The following is a 17,956-nucleotide window of genomic DNA, read 5'->3' as shown; positions in this document are numbered from 1 at the left end:
TGCGCCGCGTCGAGGGAACCGTCGCGGCGATCAGGTCGCCGACCATTGCCGCAGCAGATTGTGGTAGACGCCAGTCAATTGCAGTACGGCGGCGTGGTCGGCGCCGGTGCGGGTCAGCGCCTGGATCGACGTGTCCAGCTCGAACAGCAGCCGGCGCCGGCTGTCGTCGCGTACCAGGCTTTGCACCCAGAAGAAGGAGGCCACCCGCATGCCGCGGGTCACCGGCGCCACCCGGTGCAGACTGCTGGACGGGTAGACGATCAGGTCGCCGGCCGGCAGTTTCACTTCGTGCTCGCCGTAGGTGTCGCTGACGATCAGTTCGCCGCCTTCGTACTCGTCCGGTTCGCCGAGGAACAGCGTGCACGAGACGTCGCTGCGCAGTTGCCCGGCGCCATCGGGCAGGGCCATCACCGCGCCGTCGACGTGGAAACCGTACTGGCCGCCGTCCGCATAGCGGTTGAAGCGTGGCGGCAGGATGCGCAGCGGCAGCGTGGCGGCGTGGAACAGCGGTTGCGCGGCCAGCGCCGCCAGCACCGTTTCGCCCAGTTGCCGGCGCAGCGGCGAGGCGTCAGGCAGTTGCTGGTTGCGCTTGACCCGCGCGCCCTGCGCACCCACCGTTTCGCGGCCGTCGACCCACGGCGCCGCGTCGAGCGACTCGCGCATTCGCCTGATTTGTTCTGCGCTCAGTACGCCGGGAATGTGCAGCAGCATGGGTCACCCGCGGGAAGTGGTGGCGTGGGTCGGCAGGTCAGAAGCGCAACTGCGCGGTAAGCATGGCCGAGCGTGGCATGGCCGGCGTGTAGCGGTAGCCGCTCTTGTTGATCGCCGCGACGTAGTGTTCGTCGAAGACATTGTTGACATTGAGCTGCAGGTCGACGTGCGCGTTCACCTCGAGGCTGGCCATCGCGTCGAACACCCAGTAACCACGGGTGAAGGCCGGCGTGCCGATCGCGCCGTCGCTGCCGCGCTTCATCCCGCCGGCGTGACGCGCGCCGCCGCCGAGGGTGAGGTTGAACGGCAGCCGATATGTGGCCCACGTGGTGAACGCGCTGGTCGGCGTGTACGGCAGGTCGGCGGAGCCGTCGCTGGTCACCGCGCTGCCGTGGATGACTTTCGCGTCCATGCGGGTATAGCCGGCGCTCACCGCCCAGCGCTCGGTGATCCTGCCGACCGCGCCGATCTCCACGCCTTGCACGCGCTTCCTGCCGACCTGGTAGTACAGGCCGTCGGTCGGGTCCTGCACCAGGTCGTTGCTGACCGTGGTGCGGTACAGCGCGCCGGTCAGCAGCAGCTTGTCGCCCAGCACGCTCCACTTCGTGCCCAGCTCGACGGCGCGCGCGCGCTGGGGGGCGAGGTCGGGGTTGTCGGCACTGTTCGACGCGTTGCTGAGGGTGAGCGTGTTGCCGCCGGGCGGCTCCTGCGAGATGGCGAAGTTGGCGTAGATGCTGCCTGCGGCGACGGGCTTGAACAGCACGCCGAGCTTGTAGTTGGGCAGGTCGCCGGAGAGGCGCGCATCCACGCTGGGCAGCACCGTGCCGACCGGGTGGCTGCCGCAGGCCGGGCCGCGCCGGCCGCCGCAGACGTCGGTGCTGACGAAGCGGGTGCGGTAGTGGTCCAGCCGCGCGCCGGCGTTGAGTTGCCAGCGCTCGCCGAACTTGAGCGTGTCGAACAGGTAGGCCGCGACGGTGTCGGTCTTGCCGTGGCCGTGGGCGCCGTTGCGGGCGTAGGCCAGGCCGCCCTGGTCGGAGTCCGGCCGGTACAGGTTCGCCGGGGGCCAGGTGCTGCCGGGGAGCGGGGCGATGCCCTGGGTCGCGGCTTCTTCGCGGCTCAGTTCGATGCCGGCGCTGAGGTCGTGGCGGACCGCGCCGGTGCTGAAGCTGGCGGTGAGGTTGGTCTGATTGGTGAGGATGCGGTTGGTCTGGTGCTTGAAGGTCGGGTTGCTGCGCGCCAGCGTCCAGGTCGAGGGATCATCCGGGTCCGGCGTCGACAAGTTCGCCGCGGTGGCCGTGAACGAGGTGAGCAGGTAATCCTGGCGCGTGCGGCCCCAGCGCAAGGTGTCGTGCACGGCGAGGTCGTCGGAGAAATCGTGCTCGATGATCGCGGTGAACATGTCGGCCTGCACGTCGTCGTGGTCCTGCCGCGTGCCGTAGAAGTTGTGCGGGTCGACCGGCGCGGCGTCGGACAGGAACGGCCGCGTCGGATCGGGACTGGCATAGCCGGGCAGGCCGATGGTGGAGACGCCGCCATCGGGCACGTTGTCGTGCTTCACGTGCAGGTAGTCGAGATAGACCCGGGTGGCAGTGCCCAGTCCGAAGCCCAGCGAGGGCGCCACGCCCCAGCGATTGTTCCGCACCCGGTCGCGACCCGGCACGCCGCTGTCCTGGCCCATCACGTTGAGGCGGAAGGCGGCGTCTTCGCCGATCGCCTGGTTCCAGTCCGCGGTGGCGCGCCGCTGGCTGGCGCTGCCGTAACCCAGTGAGCCGGAGATGGCGCTGTCCGGCTGCGGACGCTTGCTGACCATGTTGATCGCGCCGGTCGGCGCGGTGCGGCCGTACTCGGTGCCGTCCGGGCCCTTGGAGACCTCGATCTGCTCGATGTTGAACACGTCGCGCGAGACCGAGCCCAGGTCACGCACACCGTCGACGAAGATGCTGCCGGAGCTGTCGAAGCCGCGCATGTACATCGTGTCGCCGGTGCTGGTGGCGCCGTTTTCGCCGGCGTAGAAGGTGCCCACGCCGGGGCTGTTGCGCAGCGCCTCGGAAAGCGTGGTGGCGCCTTGCTGCTGGATCAGGTCGCGGCCGATGATGTCGATGGTCTGGGTAGTGTCCAGCAGCGGCTGGGTGAACTTGTGCGAGGACAGCTCGTCGATGCGGTAGTCGACGCCGGCGCTGCCGTGTACCTGCACGTGCGGCAGGTTGCGCGCCTGCGCGATCAGGGCGGCATCGGCGGAGGACGTGTTTGCGGATGTGGCGGCATGCGCCGGCACGAGTGTCAGGCTGCCGAGCAGGGCGGTGGTCAGCAGTCCGGGCGCCATGGCGGGGAAGGTGGGGCGGACGAGGTGTTTCCTGCTCTTGATCGGGCTCATGCGGGTCCTGTGCGTCATGCGGGATCTGGCCGGTCCTCGTCCCGCCCGCGCGACAGCCATCGCCGTCGATCGAATGCAGTGACGGCGTCAGCCGTAAAGGCGCACACGATATTGTCAATGAGAATGATTTGCAATAACTACACGAGGCGGCCATACCCCGCACGCGGGCAACGGACACCGCATGGCAGGAGGCCCCGCAGCAACCTGCGGGGCCTCCTGTTTCAGCTTGCCGGTGCCTCAGTCGCGACGGCGAGGCGTTGCGCCTGCCATCGCAGCGGCGGTTACCAGATCTTCACCTGCTTGTCGGCCGGACGAACCATGGCATCGCCCGCCTTGCACTGGAACGCCTGGGCGAACGCCGGCATGTTGGACGGTGCGCCGATCGCGCGGAACTTCATCGGCGAATGCGGATCGGCGTTGAGGTAGACCATCTGCGCCTTGTCGCGGATGTTGCCGCGCCACACGCGCGCCCAGTTGAGGAAGAAGCGCTGATCCTCGGTGTAGCCGTCGATCTTCTGCGTGGCTTCGGCCGGATGATTCTTCAGCGCGGTCTGCAGCGCGTCGTAGGCGATGTTGAGGCCGCCCAGGTCGGCGATGTTCTCGCCCAGGGTCAGCTTGCCGTTGACGTGCAGGTCCGGGTGGTCGGGCAGCGGCGCGTAGTTGTCGAACTGGTCGACCAGCTTCTGCGCGCGTTCGTCGAACTGCTTCTTGTCGGCGTCCGTCCACCAGTTGTCCAGGTTGCCGCCGCCGTCGAACTGGCTGCCCTGGTCGTCGAAGCCGTGGCTGGCTTCGTGGCCGATCACCGCGCCGATGCCGCCGTAGTTGATCGCGTCGTCGCCCTTGGCATAGAAGAACGGCGGCTGCAGGATCGCGGCCGGGAAGTTGATCGTGTTGTCGGTCGGGTTGTAGTACGCGTTGACCGTCTGCGGCGTCATGAACCATTCGTGGCGGTCGGTCGGCTGGCCGATCTTGGCGATGTTGTAGTCGTAGTCGAACTTCTGCGCCGCCTCCATGTTGGCGAAGTAGTTGTCCGCGGTGATCTTCAGGCCGTCCCAGCTGCGCCACTTGTCGGGGTAGCCGATCTTGGGCAGGAAGGTCTCCCACTTGGCGATCGCTTTGGTCTTGGTCTCGGCGCTCATCCAGTCGAGGTTCTCGATGCGCGCCTTGAGCGCGTTGCGCACGTTGGTGACCAGCTCCTCGGCGCGCTGCTTGGCTTCCGGCGGGAAATACTTGGCCACGTAGAGCTGGCCCAGTGCCTGGCCCATGGCGTCGTCGACCGCGCTCAGCGAGCGCTTCCACTGCGGTTTCTGCTCGGGCTGGCCGCGCAGGGTCTTGTCGTAGAAATCGAAGCGCGCGTCGACGAACGGCTCGGACAGCACGTCGGCCGCGCCGGAGATCGTGTGTGCGGTCAGGTAGGCCTTCCACTGCGCCAGCGGCGCGCTGGCCAGCAGCTTGTCCATCTCGGCGAAGAACTTCGGCTGCGACAGCGAGAAGCCCTTGTCGATGGTCACGCCCTGGGCCTTGAAGAAGTTGTTCCAGTCGAAGTGCGGGGTGACCTTGTTCGCTTCGGCCACGGTGACGAAGTGGTACTGGTTCTCCGGCTTGCGCATCTCCACCCGCGGGATGGAGTGTTTGGCCAGCTCGGTCTCGAACTTCATGGCCAGGTCGGCCTGGGTGGCCGCGTCCCTGGCCGGCGTGCCGGTGAGTTCGAACAGCTTGGCCAGGTATTTCACGTACTCGGCGCGCACGTCCTTGTACTTGGCGTCGGTGTAGTAATCCGGCGTGGGCAGGCCCAGGCCGCCCTGCACCGCGTAGGCGATCTGCATCTTGGCGTTCTTGTAATCCGCGCGCGCGCCGAAGCGGAACACCGCGTTGTCGCCCTTGGCGAAGGACTGGTTGAGCCAGGCCGGGATGTCCTTGTTCGACTTCAGCGCATCGATTTTCGCCAGATACGGCTTGAGCGGCTCGAAGCCGGCCTTGTTGCGCGCGTCCATGTTCATGCTGGAGCGGTACAGCCAGCCGATCTTCTGCTCGATCGAACCGGCCGCGGCGCTGTCGGCATTCTTGTCGGCCGCGTCGACCAGGGCGTGCTGGTCGGACAGGCTCTTCTCGCGCAGCAGGTTGAACGAGCCCCACACGGTCTGGTCGGCCGGGATCGGGTTGGCGGCGACCCACTTGGCGTTGACGAACTGGTTGAAGTCGGTGCAGGCCTCGGCGGCCTGGCCCAACTCGCTGACGTCGAACACGTTGGGTGCTGCCGCCGTGGCGGCACTGCTGGAGGCGGGGGCCGCGCTGGCCGTACCGGCCGGGGCCGCGGACGTGCTGGCGGGTTCCTGCTTGCCGCACGCGGCAAGCGCCAGCGCAGCGCTGACGGCCAACGCGAGCGGTTTCAGAAGGGTCTTGGTCATGCGGATTGCCTCCATGGGTGGTTCGCCCGCAGGCGTTGCTTGGGTGTCCGGAATGGCCGGTGTTCGACGGCCGGCAGGGCCGTGGCCATGCCGATCCACGCTAGGCCAAACGTCATGGGTCAAACAGTGTCAAAGGTCAGGGGCAGAGGGCCGGCGCCGGCATGAAAAAAAGGCCCCGCATTCGCATGCGGGGCCCGGGTTGGCGAACGGTTGCGGCGAGCGCGGTTACCAGATCTTCACTTGCTTGTCGGCCGGACGCACCATCGCGTCGCCCGGCTTGCACTGGAACGCCGTGGCGAACGCCGGCATGTTGGACGGTGCGCCGATCGCACGCAGCGAGGCCGGTGCGTGCGGGTCGGTGTTCAGCCGCAGCAGCGCCTGCTGCTCGCGGATGTTGCCGCGCCACACGCGCGCCCAGTTGAGGAAGAAGCGCTGGTCCGGGGTATAGCCGTCGATCGTCTGGCTGGCTTCGGCCGGGTGCTGCTTCAGCGCGACCTGCAGGGCGTCGTAGGCGACGTTGAGGCCGCCCAGGTCGGCGATGTTCTCGCCCAGGGTCAGCTTGCCGTTGACGTGTGCGTCCGGCTTGTCCTTGATCGGCGTGTAGTCGTTGAACTGCTGCACCAGCTTGGCCGTGCGCGCGTCGAACTTGGCGCGGTCGGCCTTGCTCCACCAGTTGAGGTTGTTGCCGGCACCGTCGAACTGGCTGCCCTCGTCGTCGAAGCCGTGGCTGGCCTCGTGGCCGATCACCGCACCGATGCCGCCGTAGTTGATCGCGTCGTCCGCCTTGGCGTCGAAGAACGGCGGCTGCAGGATCGCGGCCGGGAAGTTGATCGTGTTGTCGGTCGGGTTGTAGTACGCGTTGACCGTCTGCGGGGTCATGCCCCATTCCTTGCGGTCGGTCGGCTTGCCGATCTTGGCGAGGTCGTAGTCGTAGTTGAACTTCTGCGCCGCTTCCAGGTTGGCGTAGTAGTTGTCCGGCACGATGGTCAGGCCGTCCCAGCTGCGGAACTTGTCCGGATAGCCGATCTTGGGCAGGAAGGTATCCCACTTGGCGATCGCCTTGGCCTTGGTCTCGTCGCTCATCCAGTCGAGATTCTGGATGCGTGCCTTCAGCGCGTTGCGCACGTTGGTGACCAGCTCCTCGGCGCGCTGCTTGGCTTCGGGAGTGAACTCCTGCTTGACGTACAGCTCGCCCAGCGCCATGCCCATCGAACCGTTGACCGCGTTCAGCACCTGCTTCCAGCGCGGCTTCTGTTCCGGCTGGCCGGAGAGGGTCTTGCCGTAGAAGGCGAACTTGTTGTCGCGGAACGGCTTGCTCAGCGCGTCGGACGCACCGTCGATGGTGTGGAAGCGCAGGTAGGCCTGCCACTGGCTGGCCGGCGCGCCGGCCAGCAGCTTGTCGAACTCGGCGAAGAACTTCGGCTGCGACAGCGAGAAGCCCTTGTCGATGGTCACGCCCTGGGCCTTGAAGAAGTTCTCCCAGCTGAAGTGCGGGGTGATCTTGTCCGCTTCGGCCACGCTCACGAAGTGGTACTGGTTTTCCGGGGTGCGCAGTTCGACCGGCGCCAGCGAGGCGGCGGCCAGCCTGGTCTCGAACGCCATCACTTCATCGGCCTGCTTCTTGGCGTCGGCGGCGGACACGCCGGTCAGCTCCAGCGTCTTGGCGATGTAGTCGAGGTAGGCCTTGCGCAGGTCGGCGTGCTTCGGATCGGTGTAGTAATCCTTGGTCGGCAGGCCCAGGCCGTCCTGGAAGGTGTAGCCGATCTGCGTTTCGGCGTGCTTGAAGTCGGCGCCGGCGCCGAACTGGAACACCAGCATGTCGCCCTGGGCGAAGCTCTTGTCGAGGAAGGCCGCCACGTCGCTGCCGTTTTTCAGCTGGTCGATCTCGGCCAGCTTGGGCTTGATCGGATCGAAGCCGGCCTTGTCGATGGCGGCCTCGTCCATGCCGGACTTGTACAGGTTGCCGATCTTCTGCTCGATCGAGCCGGCGGCCGCCTGGTCGGCGCCCTTGGCGGCGTTCTCGACGATGGTGTGCTGGGTATTGAGGCTGTCCTCGGCCAGCTTGTCGAACGCGCCCCAGCGGGTGCGGTCGTTCGGAATCGGGTTGGCCGCGACCCACTTGGCATTGACGAACTGGTTGAAGTCCGTGCACGCCTCGGCCGGTGCGCCCAGCTCGCTGACGTCGAAGATGCTCTTGCTGTCGACGGCCGCGGTGCTGCCGGCGGCGGCTGGTGCGGTGCTGGCGGTCGGCGCCGGCGTATCGGCCGGCGTCGCGTCCTGCTTGCCGCAGGCGCTCACGGTCAGGGCCAGGCTGACCGCAAGGGCCAGGGGCTTCAGGTACTGCTTGGTCATGGATATCCCTCGATGGGTGGAACTGGGCGGTTGAGGTTGCGGGCATGGCCGCGCGCTTGAAGGCTCCCCCGGCGCACGGACCCAGCCGTTCACGCTAGGCCAATCGACAGGGGGCAGACAGTGTCAAAGGTCAGGGGGCAAGAGCAGGTGGGGGTGGCGCGGCCGGCAGACTGTCCGGCGCCACCGCACCGCCGGAAATGATGAAAGCCATGGCCTGGTCCATGGTCCAGTCGGTGGGGACGAGTTCGTCCACCGGCACCAGCTCCAGGTAGCCGCCGGTGGGGTTGGGCGTGGTCGGGATGTACACCGCGGCGATCTCCCGGCCGCTGCCTTCCTCGATCATCACCCGGGTCACGAAACCCACCACCTTGAGGCCGGGGCGGGGGAAGTCCACCAGCACCACCCGCTGCATGCCGCTGGGCTTGTTCTGCAGCACCGCCATCAGCTTCTTGGTGCCGCCGTAGATGGTCTGCACCAGCGGGATGCGCGCGAGCAGGTTGTCGAAGGCGTTGAGGAAGCGCTGGCCGATCACCCGGTTCGCCACGAAGCCGAGCAGGTACAGCGAGCCCAGCGTGATCAGCAGGGCGGCGATGTAGGTCAGCCACTCCATCTTCAGCGACTCGGCGGCATGCGGGGCCACCAGCGCCAGCGTGCCGAGCAGGGCCTCCACCATCGGCGCGCCGATCCCGGCCAGCACGCCCAGCACGAAATTGAATACCAGCCAAGTCACCCACAGCGGGATGAAGGTCAGCAGGCCGGTCAGCAGATAGCGTTTGAGGCGGAGCGGGGGCATGGATCGATCCGGCGGGTCGTGCCCCCATTGTAGGCGACCGGCGTGACGACAGGCAGGCGTTCGCCGCGCATCCGCACGGCGCACGCCGCTGCGTGGCCCAAAGCGTGATCGCTGCCTTGTTGCGTCCTTGAGCGCGGTCTGCCACATCGGTTAGCCTCGTCGCGCTCTCGCCGGCATCGCTTTCAAGAGGATCGAAAGCGCCCGGCGTTTCGAGCGACCACACGGTCACAGGGAGTCCTGTGCCGTCGATCAGGAAAGTCGACGGTCCAGGGCAATGTCGAGGTCATCGACACCCCCGCCTCTGAAAACCAGTTACGCAGGGACGCGGGTGTCGGTAATGGATGGGCGGCTTGCCCGCGCCATCGCCAGAGGGGTTCAATCAATGAAGATGAAAGCAGCCTTGCTGCCGCTTGCCGTTGCGGCAGCGATTTTTGCCGTGTCCGGCTGTTCCACCATGCAGATCGGCTCGCGCTCGGCCAAGACGGCCGCCAGCGGTTCGGCCGGTGGCGCCAACAGCCACGATGCCAACAAGGAACTTGCCCACTGCGATGCACCGCTGGGCACCATCGCGGTGACTGAGGACACGGCCTCGCCCTGGTACAACATCCTGGCGAACCAGTACAAGCTCGGGCCGACCACGCCGGTGCTGAAGCTCATCATCCAGCAGTCGAACTGCTTCGTGGTGGTCGATCGCGGCCGGGCCATGAACAACATGATGGGCGAGCGGGCGCTGGCGCAATCCGGCGAGCTGCGCGGCAGCTCCAACTTCGGCAAGGGCCAGCTGGTCTCGGCCGATTATTCGTTGACGCCGTCGATCACCTTCTCCAACAACGATGCCGGCGGCGCCGGAGCGCTGGTCGGCGGCCTGCTCGGGCCGGTCGGTGCGCTGGTGGGCGGCAGCATGCATTCGAAGGAGGCGAGCACCCTGCTCACCCTTGATGACAACCGTTCCGGCGTGCAGCTGGCGATCGCCGAGGGCAGCGCCAAGAACTGGGACTTCGGCGGGCTGGGCGGCGTGTTCGGCGGCGCGGCCGGCGGCATCGGTGGCGGCTACGCGAACACGGCCGAAGGCAAGGTGATCGTTGCCGCGTTCGTCGACTCCTACAACAACGTGGTCAGGGCGGTGCGCAACTACAAGGCTCAGCACGTCGCTGGCGGTCTCGGTACCGGCGGCAACATGGCGGTGCAGGGCAGCGCCCAGGCCGCGGCGCCGACGGGCAACGGCATGTCGCTGTACCAGGCGCAGGAGAAGCTCAACCGGCTGGGCTTCGATGTGGGCCAGCCCGACGGCAAGCTTGGTCCGCATACGCGCGCGGAGCTGAAGAAGTTCCAGATGTCGCGGCAGATACCTGCCACCGGCGAACTGGATGGCGCCACCGTGGAGCAGCTCAGCCGCTGATCCGCGACAGCGGCCTCGAAGGCGGGCAGCGTCACGCTGCCCGCTTTTCTTTTCTTTCCGGCAGGGGGTGGCGACGGCACGCCGCTTGGGTTAGCGTGCGGGCTCCACATGGGGATGGGGGCATCATGAAGAAGCTGCTCGGCGTGCTGTTGCTTGCCTGGTTCGTCGTCGGCGCGATCCACGCGCAGACGGTGCCGTCGTCCACCGCACCGGCCCCGGCGCGGGCGGTTTCCGCTGTCGCGGCGTTCGACGTGGACGCCGCCACGCAGGCCTACATGGACGAGCTGACGCCGGCGCAGCGGGCCAGTTCCGATGCCTACTTCGAGGGCGGTTACTGGCTGACCGGTTGGGACCTGCTGGTCGCGCTGGGCGTGGCGTGGCTGCTGCTCGGTACGCGGCTCTCCGCGCGCATGCGCAACTTCGCCGAGCGACTCACCCGCTGGCGCTGGCTGCAGACGGCGATCTACGCGGTGCAATACATCGTGCTGACGACCGTGCTGACCCTGCCGTGGGCGCTGTACGAAGGCTATTTCCGTGAGCACCAATACGGATTGTCGAATCTGAGCCTCGGCGGCTGGCTCGGCGAGCAGGCCAAGGGGCTGGCGGTGGGCCTGATCTTCGGCACGCTGGCGCTGGTGCTGATCTACGCGGTGATCCGCCGGGCCACGCGCACCTGGTGGGTGTGGGGCGCCGGCGTGGCCATCGTGTTCGTGATGTTCATGGCCACCATCGCACCGGTGTACATCTCGCCGCTGTTCAACACCTACAAGTCGCTGCCGGAGAGCCCGCTGAAGGAGCAGGTGCTGTCGATGGCGCGCGCCAACGGCATCCCCGCCTCGGACGTGTACTGGTTCGACGCCTCGCGGCAAAGCAAGCGCATCAGCGCCAACGTCAGCGGCATGTTCGGCACCACCCGCATCAGCCTCAACGACAACCTGCTCAAGCGCAGCACGCCCGAAGAGGTCAAGGCCGTGCTGGGGCACGAGATGGGCCACTACGTGCTCAATCACATCTACAAGGGCATCGTGTTCTTCGGCATCATCATCGTGCTCGGCTTTGCCTTCGTGCGCTGGGGCTTCGGCTGGGCGCAGCGGCGCTGGGGCGAACGCTGGCAGTTGCGCGACGTGGGCGACGTGGCGGGCTTGCCGCTGCTCGCGGCGCTGTTCGCGATCTTCATGTTCTTCATGACGCCGGTGAACAACACCATCACCCGCAGCATGGAGGCCGAGGCCGACGCGTTCGGGCTGAACGCGGCGCGCCAGCCGGACGGCTTCGCCCAGGCGGCGGTGCAGTTGTCCGAATACCGCAAGATGCATCCCGGCCCGGTCGAGGAGTTCCTGTTCTTCGATCACCCCAGCGGCTGGCAGCGCATCCACCGCGCGATGGTGTGGAAGGCCGAGCACCTGGATGACCCCCTGGTTCGCCGCCAGGGCGCCGACATACCGCAAGCGGCACGCTGAATCGAGCGCCTGCGCGGCTCAGTCGCGAGGGTTCAGCACTGCACCCGGCCACCCGCAAGCTGCGTGCACGGCTGGTAGGTCGGCGGCCTGGGCGGTGTCCAGCGATGGCCGCGATCGCCGTCGTGGCGCGGATGATCCCGGTACGGCGGTGCCGGCGCGCCCCAGTACAGCGGCGCGTAGTCGTCCACGGGTTGCGAGAGCGCTTCGCGGTACTGGTCGTTCTGTTGGCGCAAGGCCTCGTTCTCGGCCTGCAACTGGCCGCGCTCGGCATCCTGGTCGAGCTGCGCCTGCTGGTGTGCGGCGTCCTCGCGCTGCTGCGCGGCGAGTGCCTCGTCGTAGCGGCGTTGCGCCGCGTCCTCCTGTGCCTGCCGATAGGCGGCCACGCGCTCCTCGTACAGCGCGTCGAGATGGCGGGCGTGGGCATATTTCCTGGCAAGGTCGTCCTGGCCCAGGCGCAGGTAGCGGTCGATCACCTCGCTGTCGTCCGCCTGGTGCAGCAGCTGGCCCTTGCCGTCGGTGCAGGGGCGATCGGTATAGGCCACGCCGCCGCCGGCCTGCGGGCACTTGTAGATGTCCTGGGCGCCGGCCGCCGGGGCCAGCAGCCACAACGCCAGCGCCAGGCCGGGCAGCAACGATGAGGCGATCGAGTCGTTCATGGTGATGGCCACTGTGCGGCAACGCGGCTGGATGCCGCGTGACTGGAAGCTTGCCCCGGGCGCGCGCCTTCGTCCAGCCGACAGGCGCCCGGTTCAGCCGCGCCGCGGGATCTGCAGGCCGCGCGCCACCGCCGGCCGCGCCATGCCGCGCTCCAGCCAGGTGGGCACGTGCACGAGGCGGTCGTAGTCGACCAGCTCGCGCGCCTCGTAGAAGGTGATCAGGTTGTTCACCCAGCCCAGCGTGGCGACGTCGGCGATGGTGTAGTCGTCGCCCATGATCCAGTCGCGGCCTGCGAGGCGGTCTTCGAGCACGGCGAGCAGCCGTTTCGATTCGTTGACGTAGCGCTCCAGCGGACGCTTGTCGGCGATCTCCCTGCCGGCGAATTTGTTGAAATAGCCGACCTGGCCGAACATCGGGCCGATCGAAGCCATCTGGAAAAACACCCACTGGATGCACTCCCAGTGCCGCGCGGGTTCGGCGGGAATGAAGCGGCCGGTCTTGTCGGCCAGATACAGCAGAATGGCGCCGGACTCGAACAGCGCCAGCGGCTCGCCGCCGGGGCCGTCGGGGTCGATGATCGCGGGAATCTTGCCGTTGGGGTTGAGCGACAGGAACTCCGGCGTGTGGCTTTCGTCGTTGGTGATGTCGACCAGGTGCGGCTCGTACGGCAACCCGGTTTCCTCCAGCATGATCGACGCCTTCACGCCGTTGGGCGTGTTGAGCGAATACAGCTGGATGCGTTCGGGGTACCGCGCTGGCCAGCGCGCGGTGATCGGGAAACGGGACAGATCGGGCATGGTGTTTCGTCCTGGTTGCGGATTCGCCCATTGTGCCCCGACGGGCGCAGCGTGCCGTGAAATCAGGCCGCAGCGGCGCGCCCGACCTGCCGCCACGCGCGCAAGCCGATCGCCGCCAGCACCACGAAGCCGGCGTAGAGCACCGAGGTGATCAGCAGGTGCTTGTAGATGTACTCGCCGACATAGATCACGTCGACCGCGATCCACAGCCACCACGCCGCGATGTGGCGGCGGCCCTGCCACCACTGCGCGACCAGGCTGAAGGCGGTGAGTGCCGCGTCCAGCCAGGGCAGTGCGGCGTCGGTCCAGCGATGCATCACGTAGCCGAGCAGCAAGGCGGCGATTGCACCGATCGCCACGTGGCCGATCGCCTGCGTCACCGGCAGCGGTGCAAGTTGCACGCGGCCATCGTCCCCCAGGTTCTGCAGCCAGCGTCGCCAGCCGTAAACGATCAGGCCGGCGAAGGCGAGCTGAAGCAGGGCGTCGGAATACAGCCTGGCGTCGATGAAGATCCAGCCGTAGACCAGCACCGAGAGCAGCCCGACCGGCCAGCACCACGGCCGTCGCCTGGCGGTGAGCCAGACGGCCCAGGCGCTGACCAGCGCACCGGCGAGTTCGATCCAGATCACTGGAAGTCGTAGCTGACGGAGAGCCGCGCCAGCCGCGGCGCGCCCGGGAACAGGTAGCGATCGCCGCCGACCGAACCGGTGTCGCGCCAGTAGAAGTGGTTGAACACATTGTCCACCGACAGCCGCCAGGTCAGCGCGTGGCCGCGCCATGGCGTGGTGTAGCGCAGGCCGGCATCGAACACGTCGTAGGCCGGCACGCGCACGGTGCCTTCGGGCGTGGCGACGTTGGCCGAGGCGTGGCGCCAGCCGCCGAGCAGGCTCAGGGCCGGCGCGAACGGCAGGCGGTAGTCGAGGAACACGGCCGTGCGCAGGCGCGGCACGTTGATCAGCTGGTGGCCCTCATACGAAGGCGTGCCACTGCCTTCGGCGCGGGCCTGGATGACGCTGGCGCTGGCGATCACGCGCAGGTTGTCGCCGATCCGGCCGTTCGCACCCAGCTCGACGCCGGTATGCACTTCATCGCCCTGCTGCACGAAAGTGAATCCTTCGGGCGTGCCGTCCGGCCGGGCGAACTGGTAGGGCTGGTGGATGCGGTAGAGCGCGCCGCTCAGCGCCAGCGCGTCGCTGGCCTGCAGCTTCACGCCGGCTTCGAGCTGGCGCGACAGGCGCGGCCCCAGCGTAGTGCCGCCGTTGCTGGTCCAGTACGGCGCCTCGGTGCCCAACGACAGGCCTTCGCTGTAGCTCAGGTAAACGGTGGTCGGTGCGTTCGGCTGCCACAGCACGGCGGCCTGCGGCAATGCCTTGCGCAGGCGGGTGGTGCGCTCGGGTGCGCCGCCGTCGTCGTAGCTGCGCTCGTGCAGGCGTGCGAGGCGGGCGCCGGCGATCAGCTGCCAGTGCTCGCCCAGGTGCATGCGATCCAGCGCGAACAGCGAGTGCTGCCAACTGGTGAGCCGACGCTCCGAGGGACCGGGCTGGTTGGGCGAGGGGGCGAAGACCGGCGGGTCGAGCTGGTCGATGTTGCCGGTGCCGACGTAGTCGTAGACATAGGCGCGGCGGTCGATGGTGCGGCGGAACGCGCTGGCGCCGAGGCTCAGTTCGTGGCTCAGCGCGCCGGTGGCGAAACGGCCTTCAAGCACGGCGCGGGCCTCGTCGCTGACGCGGGTGTCGTCGGGGCTGCGGAAATCGTAGATGTCGTAGTCGCCGTTCGGCGCGAAGAACCAGCCGGGCACGCTGCCGTCGGCACATTCGCTGGCATAGAAGCAGCCGTAGGCGAACGCCACGTTGTCGTCGATCACGCTGCGGCTGTGGCCGCCGGCGACGCGCACGCGCCAGTCGTCATTGAAGGCATGTTCGACGCGCACGCTGCTGTTGGACGACTGGATGCCCACCGGCTGCTGCCACGGCTGATAGCCGAGCATGCGCGTGGCGTCCGGGTGCGCCGGCAGCGTGGTGCCGCCGAGCAACTGGTAGCCCGACACCGAACGCTGGCCGCTGGTCTGGTAGTTGCCGTCCAGCTCCAGCGTGGTGCGCTCGCTGATCTTCCACTCCGCCGCCAGCGCAAGCATGCTGCGCCGGCCGTCGGCGTGGTGCACGAACGAATGGATGTCCTCGTGGGCCGCGTTGATGCGCACGCCGAACTGCGGCGTGAGCCAGCCGCCGAGGTCGACCGCGACGTGGCGCGAGCCGTGCGAATCGGTGCCCAGGGTGATGCTGCGCACGTCGGCCGGTCGCTTGCTGACGTAATTGACCACGCCGCCGGGCTCCATCACGCCCGCTTCCAGCCCGGCCAGGCCTTTCAGGATCTGCACCTGCTGCACGTCTTCCAGCGGCACCTTCTGCTCGCCGGCGATGGTCAGGCCGTTGCTGCGAAAGCCGGTGGCCGGGTCCAGCACGTAGCCGCGAATCGCGATGTCCTGGTAGTAGCCGACCGGCGCGTAGTTGTCGCCCAGCGCGGCATCCTCGCGGGCCAGCTCGCTGAGCGTGCGGATCTGCCGGTCGTCGAGCTGCTGGCGCGCCACCACGGTGATCGAGGCCGGCGTGTCGTGCAGGGAGGCGCGGCCGTAGCTGTCGATGCCGCTGTCACGCGGATGCTCCGGTGCGTGGCCGCGCACATGCACGGTGGCCAGGTCGACGGCCTGCGGGGTTTCGGGTTGCGCGGTGGCGCTGCCGGTGGCGGCTGCGCTGGTGGCGGCAAGGGCGGCAAGCAGGGCAAGCGTGAGCGGAGTGCGGGTCATCGTCGTCGTCTTCGGGTGATGGACGAAGCGACGGCGAGCCGGCACGTTCGCGAGAACGATTCGACTCTGCAAGCTCCCTACGCCGGTACAAACCGGATCAGGTTCCAAGGGACTCTCTCAGCCCGGCATTTTGCCGGGCACCCCCGCTTCAAGACCGCTATTGAAGCATGGAACGGGGTCCATGCGAACCGGCGGACCTCACGCCAACGCGCGGATGCCGTGCAGCAGCGCCTGTCCCGGCGCCGTGGCGAACCACGCCGCGTGCCCACGCAGGAAGGTGCCCCAGGCGACGTCGGCATGCGCGGGTGCATGCGTGATGGCGTGGAAGTACTCCACTTCGGACAGGGCGAAATCCACGTGCACCAGCGGCAGCAGGTCGGCCAGCAGTTGCAGTTCGTCGCGGGCAAGGGGGCGGATCTCGCGATAGCCCTCGATCAGTGCGCGGGCGATCGGCAGATGGATCGCCGCCGCACCGGTATCCAGCGCCAGCCACGCGATCGCATTGCGTTCGATCGCGGTGGCGAGGTCGAACAACGCGCAGTTCGCGGCGGCCAGGCCGAAATCGAGCACGGCGGTGATGTCGGCATCGTCGCCACGACCGCTCCAGCACAGGTTGGAGGCGTGCCAGTCGCCGTGCGTCCACAGCCGCGGCTGCTGCGCCAGCGTCGGCTGCAGGCGCTCGTGCCATGGCAAGAGCAGGTCGGCGAATTCGCGCTGCCAAGGCCGCCCGTGCAGGTAATCGGCGAGGCCCGGCCGCTGCGGCAACTGCGCTGCCAGTGCCGCGACCGGATCGGCAGCGGCGATCAGTTCGCTGCGCGCGACCAGGATATGCGTGCTGCGTTGGGGCGCGGCATAGTCGGCGCCGGCGTCATGCAGCCGCGCCAGCATGCGGCCGGCGCAGCGTGCGTGGCTGGGGTCCGGCAATGGCTGCCACGAGACCAGCTCGCGGTACAGGTCGATGCCCGCCGCGCGCCGATGCACTTCGTAGACCCAGTCGCCGATCGCGATGGCGGAGTGGCCTTCGCCGTCGCAAAGCACCGCGGCCAGGGGCAGTTCGTGTCGGCGCAGGTGCGCGATGTAACGGTGTTCCTCTGCCAGCGCAGCGGCCGAGCGCACCTGCCGGTGATGGCGCTTGACGAACAGCGTGCCGGCGTCGGTGTCGACCAGGCACGCCGCCGACAGTGGGCGCGGGCTGTGCCAGACGACACGCTGCAAGGCGCCAGCTTGCGGAAAGCGGTGCAGCAGCGAGCGCAGCTCAGGCACAACCAGAGGGGGCCAGTCGGGCGCGATGTCGCTGCCGGCCAGGCCATGCACGAGATGATCGGTGTCTGCAGGGGAGGTCGGCTTTGGCATCCGCACGATTATCGCCCAGCCGTCGCGCCTTTCGGTCGGCGGCGCTTTTCGCGTCTAATGACGCTCTTTGTCCGAGTCCGTGCGCATCCCATGAGTGCCTTGCTGCTGCTGTTCGTCTGCCTGCTGCTCGGCGTCGTGGTGGCGCGTTTCGCGCGGCCGCCGGCGGGCATCGTGCAGGGCATCAACTGGTGGGTGCTGAACGTGGCGCTGGCGGCGCTGGTGCTGGAGCTGATTCCGAAGCTGAAGTTCAACGCCGACCTGTGGTTCGTGGTGGCTGCGATGTGGCTCACCTTCGGCGGCGCGTGGCTGCTGTTCGGCCTGCTCGGCCCGCGGCTGGGCTGGTCGCGGCAGCGCACCGGGTCGCTGATCCTGGTGTGCGGGCTGGGCAACACCGCCTACATGGGCTATCCGATGGTGCAGGCGCTGCACGGCAAGGCCGGCTTGTCGCTGGCGGTGGTCGCCGACCAGCTCGGCGCGTTTCCGGTGCTGGCGTCGGCGGGCATCGTGGTGGCGTCGCTGTACGCGGGTCGTACGCCGCAGCTGCGTCCGATGCTGCGCCGCGTGTTTTCGTTTCCCCCGTTCCTCGCCCTGTTGCTGGGCATCGTGGTGGGCCGTCTCGGCGGCTGGCCGGGGTGGCTCGACGGGGTGTTCGCGCCGATCGGTGCCACCTTGACGCCGCTGGCGCTGTTCTCGGTCGGCCTGCAGTTCAAGTTCCACCCCGGCCAGCGCCAGCTCGGCGCGGCTGCCTGGGGGCTGGGCTGGAAGCTGCTGCTGGCGCCGCTGCTGTGCTGGTTGCTGGGCACGGCGGCGGTGTTGTAGATGGCGGTTACACCCAGCTGAGAGTGCCTA

Annotated in this window: 12 protein-coding genes, 1 pseudogene and 1 riboswitch; of the genes and pseudogenes, 3 read left to right on the top strand and 10 right to left on the bottom strand. The window is 68.0% G+C overall.

Going from position 1 to position 17,956, the window contains the following annotated elements; translation table 11 throughout:
* Nucleotides 1–30 precede the first annotated feature (30 nt).
* The 5 genes from B1991_RS03450 to B1991_RS03430 all read right to left on the bottom strand — a co-directional run bounded on the left by B1991_RS03450 (nt 31) and on the right by B1991_RS03430 (nt 8,638).
* The gene (locus B1991_RS03450; protein WP_136257314.1) at nt 31–711 is read right to left on the bottom strand and encodes a Fe2+-dependent dioxygenase; all 681 of its coding nucleotides are present in this window, start codon (nt 709–711) and stop codon (nt 31–33) included.
* Between the two features lie 37 nt (nt 712–748).
* On the bottom strand, nt 749–3,085 hold the full coding sequence (locus B1991_RS03445; RefSeq protein ID WP_136257313.1) for a catecholate siderophore receptor Fiu: 2,337 nt from the start codon (nt 3,083–3,085) through the stop codon (nt 749–751).
* 281 nt (nt 3,086–3,366) lie between these two features.
* Nucleotides 3,367–5,493 (bottom strand): M13 family metallopeptidase, encoded by a 2,127-nt coding sequence (locus tag B1991_RS03440; RefSeq protein ID WP_136257312.1) that lies wholly within the window; start codon nt 5,491–5,493, stop codon nt 3,367–3,369.
* Between the two features lie 225 nt (nt 5,494–5,718).
* A complete protein-coding gene (locus tag B1991_RS03435; RefSeq protein WP_136257311.1) occupies nt 5,719–7,845 on the bottom strand; it encodes a M13 family metallopeptidase in 2,127 nt (708 codons plus the stop codon).
* A gap of 130 nt (nt 7,846–7,975) precedes the next feature.
* Nucleotides 7,976–8,638 carry a DUF502 domain-containing protein gene (locus B1991_RS03430; protein ID WP_136257310.1) on the bottom strand — a complete coding sequence of 221 codons (663 nt, stop codon included), beginning with the start codon at nt 8,636–8,638 and terminating at the stop codon, nt 7,976–7,978.
* Nucleotides 8,639–9,020: 382 nt separating this feature from the next.
* Here B1991_RS03430 and B1991_RS03425 point away from each other — a divergent pair, with 382 nt between their 5' ends.
* Together B1991_RS03425 and B1991_RS03420 are read left to right on the top strand one after the other, a co-directional pair.
* Complete coding sequence (locus B1991_RS03425; protein ID WP_210772085.1) at nt 9,021–10,037, top strand: peptidoglycan-binding protein; 1,017 nt, start codon at nt 9,021–9,023, stop codon at nt 10,035–10,037.
* Between the two features lie 125 nt (nt 10,038–10,162).
* Nucleotides 10,163–11,497, top strand: a complete 1,335-nt coding sequence (locus B1991_RS03420) for a M48 family metallopeptidase (protein WP_136257309.1) — start codon at nt 10,163–10,165, stop codon at nt 11,495–11,497.
* Between the two features lie 32 nt (nt 11,498–11,529).
* Here the strand turns inward: B1991_RS03420 and B1991_RS03415 are convergent, their stop codons facing one another.
* The 5 genes from B1991_RS03415 to B1991_RS03395 form a co-directional block, all read right to left on the bottom strand.
* Nucleotides 11,530–12,153 carry a DUF4124 domain-containing protein gene (locus B1991_RS03415; protein ID WP_136257308.1) on the bottom strand — a complete coding sequence of 208 codons (624 nt, stop codon included), beginning with the start codon at nt 12,151–12,153 and terminating at the stop codon, nt 11,530–11,532.
* Between the two features lie 93 nt (nt 12,154–12,246).
* On the bottom strand, nt 12,247–12,951 hold the full coding sequence (locus B1991_RS03410; protein WP_136257307.1) for a glutathione S-transferase N-terminal domain-containing protein: 705 nt from the start codon (nt 12,949–12,951) through the stop codon (nt 12,247–12,249).
* Nucleotides 12,952–13,013: 62 nt separating this feature from the next.
* A complete protein-coding gene (gene pnuC, locus B1991_RS03405; RefSeq protein ID WP_136257306.1) occupies nt 13,014–13,580 on the bottom strand; it encodes a nicotinamide riboside transporter PnuC in 567 nt (188 codons plus the stop codon).
* Nucleotides 13,577–15,754: a TonB-dependent siderophore receptor gene (locus tag B1991_RS03400; RefSeq protein WP_136257305.1), complete on the bottom strand. Its 2,178-nt coding sequence runs from the start codon at nt 15,752–15,754 to the stop codon at nt 13,577–13,579. Before B1991_RS03400 ends, pnuC begins: the two co-directional genes overlap by 4 nt.
* Before the next feature lie 57 nt (nt 15,755–15,811).
* Nucleotides 15,812–15,909, bottom strand: a riboswitch (TPP riboswitch).
* Between the two features lie 43 nt (nt 15,910–15,952).
* Complete coding sequence (locus tag B1991_RS03395) at nt 15,953–17,107, bottom strand: phosphotransferase enzyme family protein (RefSeq protein WP_136257304.1); 1,155 nt, start codon at nt 17,105–17,107, stop codon at nt 15,953–15,955.
* Between the two features lie 90 nt (nt 17,108–17,197).
* Between B1991_RS03395 and B1991_RS03390 the strand changes: the two are divergent.
* Nucleotides 17,198–17,917: pseudogene (locus B1991_RS03390) on the top strand (AEC family transporter); the annotation flags it as partial.
* Between the last annotated feature and the right edge of the window lie 39 nt (nt 17,918–17,956).

Source organism: Rhodanobacter lindaniclasticus, from assembly GCF_004799035.1.
Lineage (GTDB): Bacteria > Pseudomonadota > Gammaproteobacteria > Xanthomonadales > Rhodanobacteraceae > Rhodanobacter > Rhodanobacter lindaniclasticus.
Note: the sequence above shows the minus strand (reverse complement) of the source record. Positions and strands in the feature narration are given on the sequence as shown.

Coding starts and splice junctions, on each gene's coding strand:
- B1991_RS03450 (WP_136257314.1), bottom strand. CDS start 711: ATGCTGCTGCACATTCCCGGCGTACTGAGCGCAGAACAAATCAGGCGA.
- B1991_RS03445 (WP_136257313.1), bottom strand. CDS start 3,085: ATGAGCCCGATCAAGAGCAGGAAACACCTCGTCCGCCCCACCTTCCCC.
- B1991_RS03440 (WP_136257312.1), bottom strand. CDS start 5,493: ATGACCAAGACCCTTCTGAAACCGCTCGCGTTGGCCGTCAGCGCTGCG.
- B1991_RS03435 (WP_136257311.1), bottom strand. CDS start 7,845: ATGACCAAGCAGTACCTGAAGCCCCTGGCCCTTGCGGTCAGCCTGGCC.
- B1991_RS03430 (WP_136257310.1), bottom strand. CDS start 8,638: ATGCCCCCGCTCCGCCTCAAACGCTATCTGCTGACCGGCCTGCTGACC.
- B1991_RS03425 (WP_210772085.1), top strand. CDS start 9,021: ATGAAGATGAAAGCAGCCTTGCTGCCGCTTGCCGTTGCGGCAGCGATT.
- B1991_RS03420 (WP_136257309.1), top strand. CDS start 10,163: ATGAAGAAGCTGCTCGGCGTGCTGTTGCTTGCCTGGTTCGTCGTCGGC.
- B1991_RS03415 (WP_136257308.1), bottom strand. CDS start 12,153: ATGAACGACTCGATCGCCTCATCGTTGCTGCCCGGCCTGGCGCTGGCG.
- B1991_RS03410 (WP_136257307.1), bottom strand. CDS start 12,951: ATGCCCGATCTGTCCCGTTTCCCGATCACCGCGCGCTGGCCAGCGCGG.
- B1991_RS03400 (WP_136257305.1), bottom strand. CDS start 15,754: ATGACCCGCACTCCGCTCACGCTTGCCCTGCTTGCCGCCCTTGCCGCC.
- B1991_RS03395 (WP_136257304.1), bottom strand. CDS start 17,107: ATGCCAAAGCCGACCTCCCCTGCAGACACCGATCATCTCGTGCATGGC.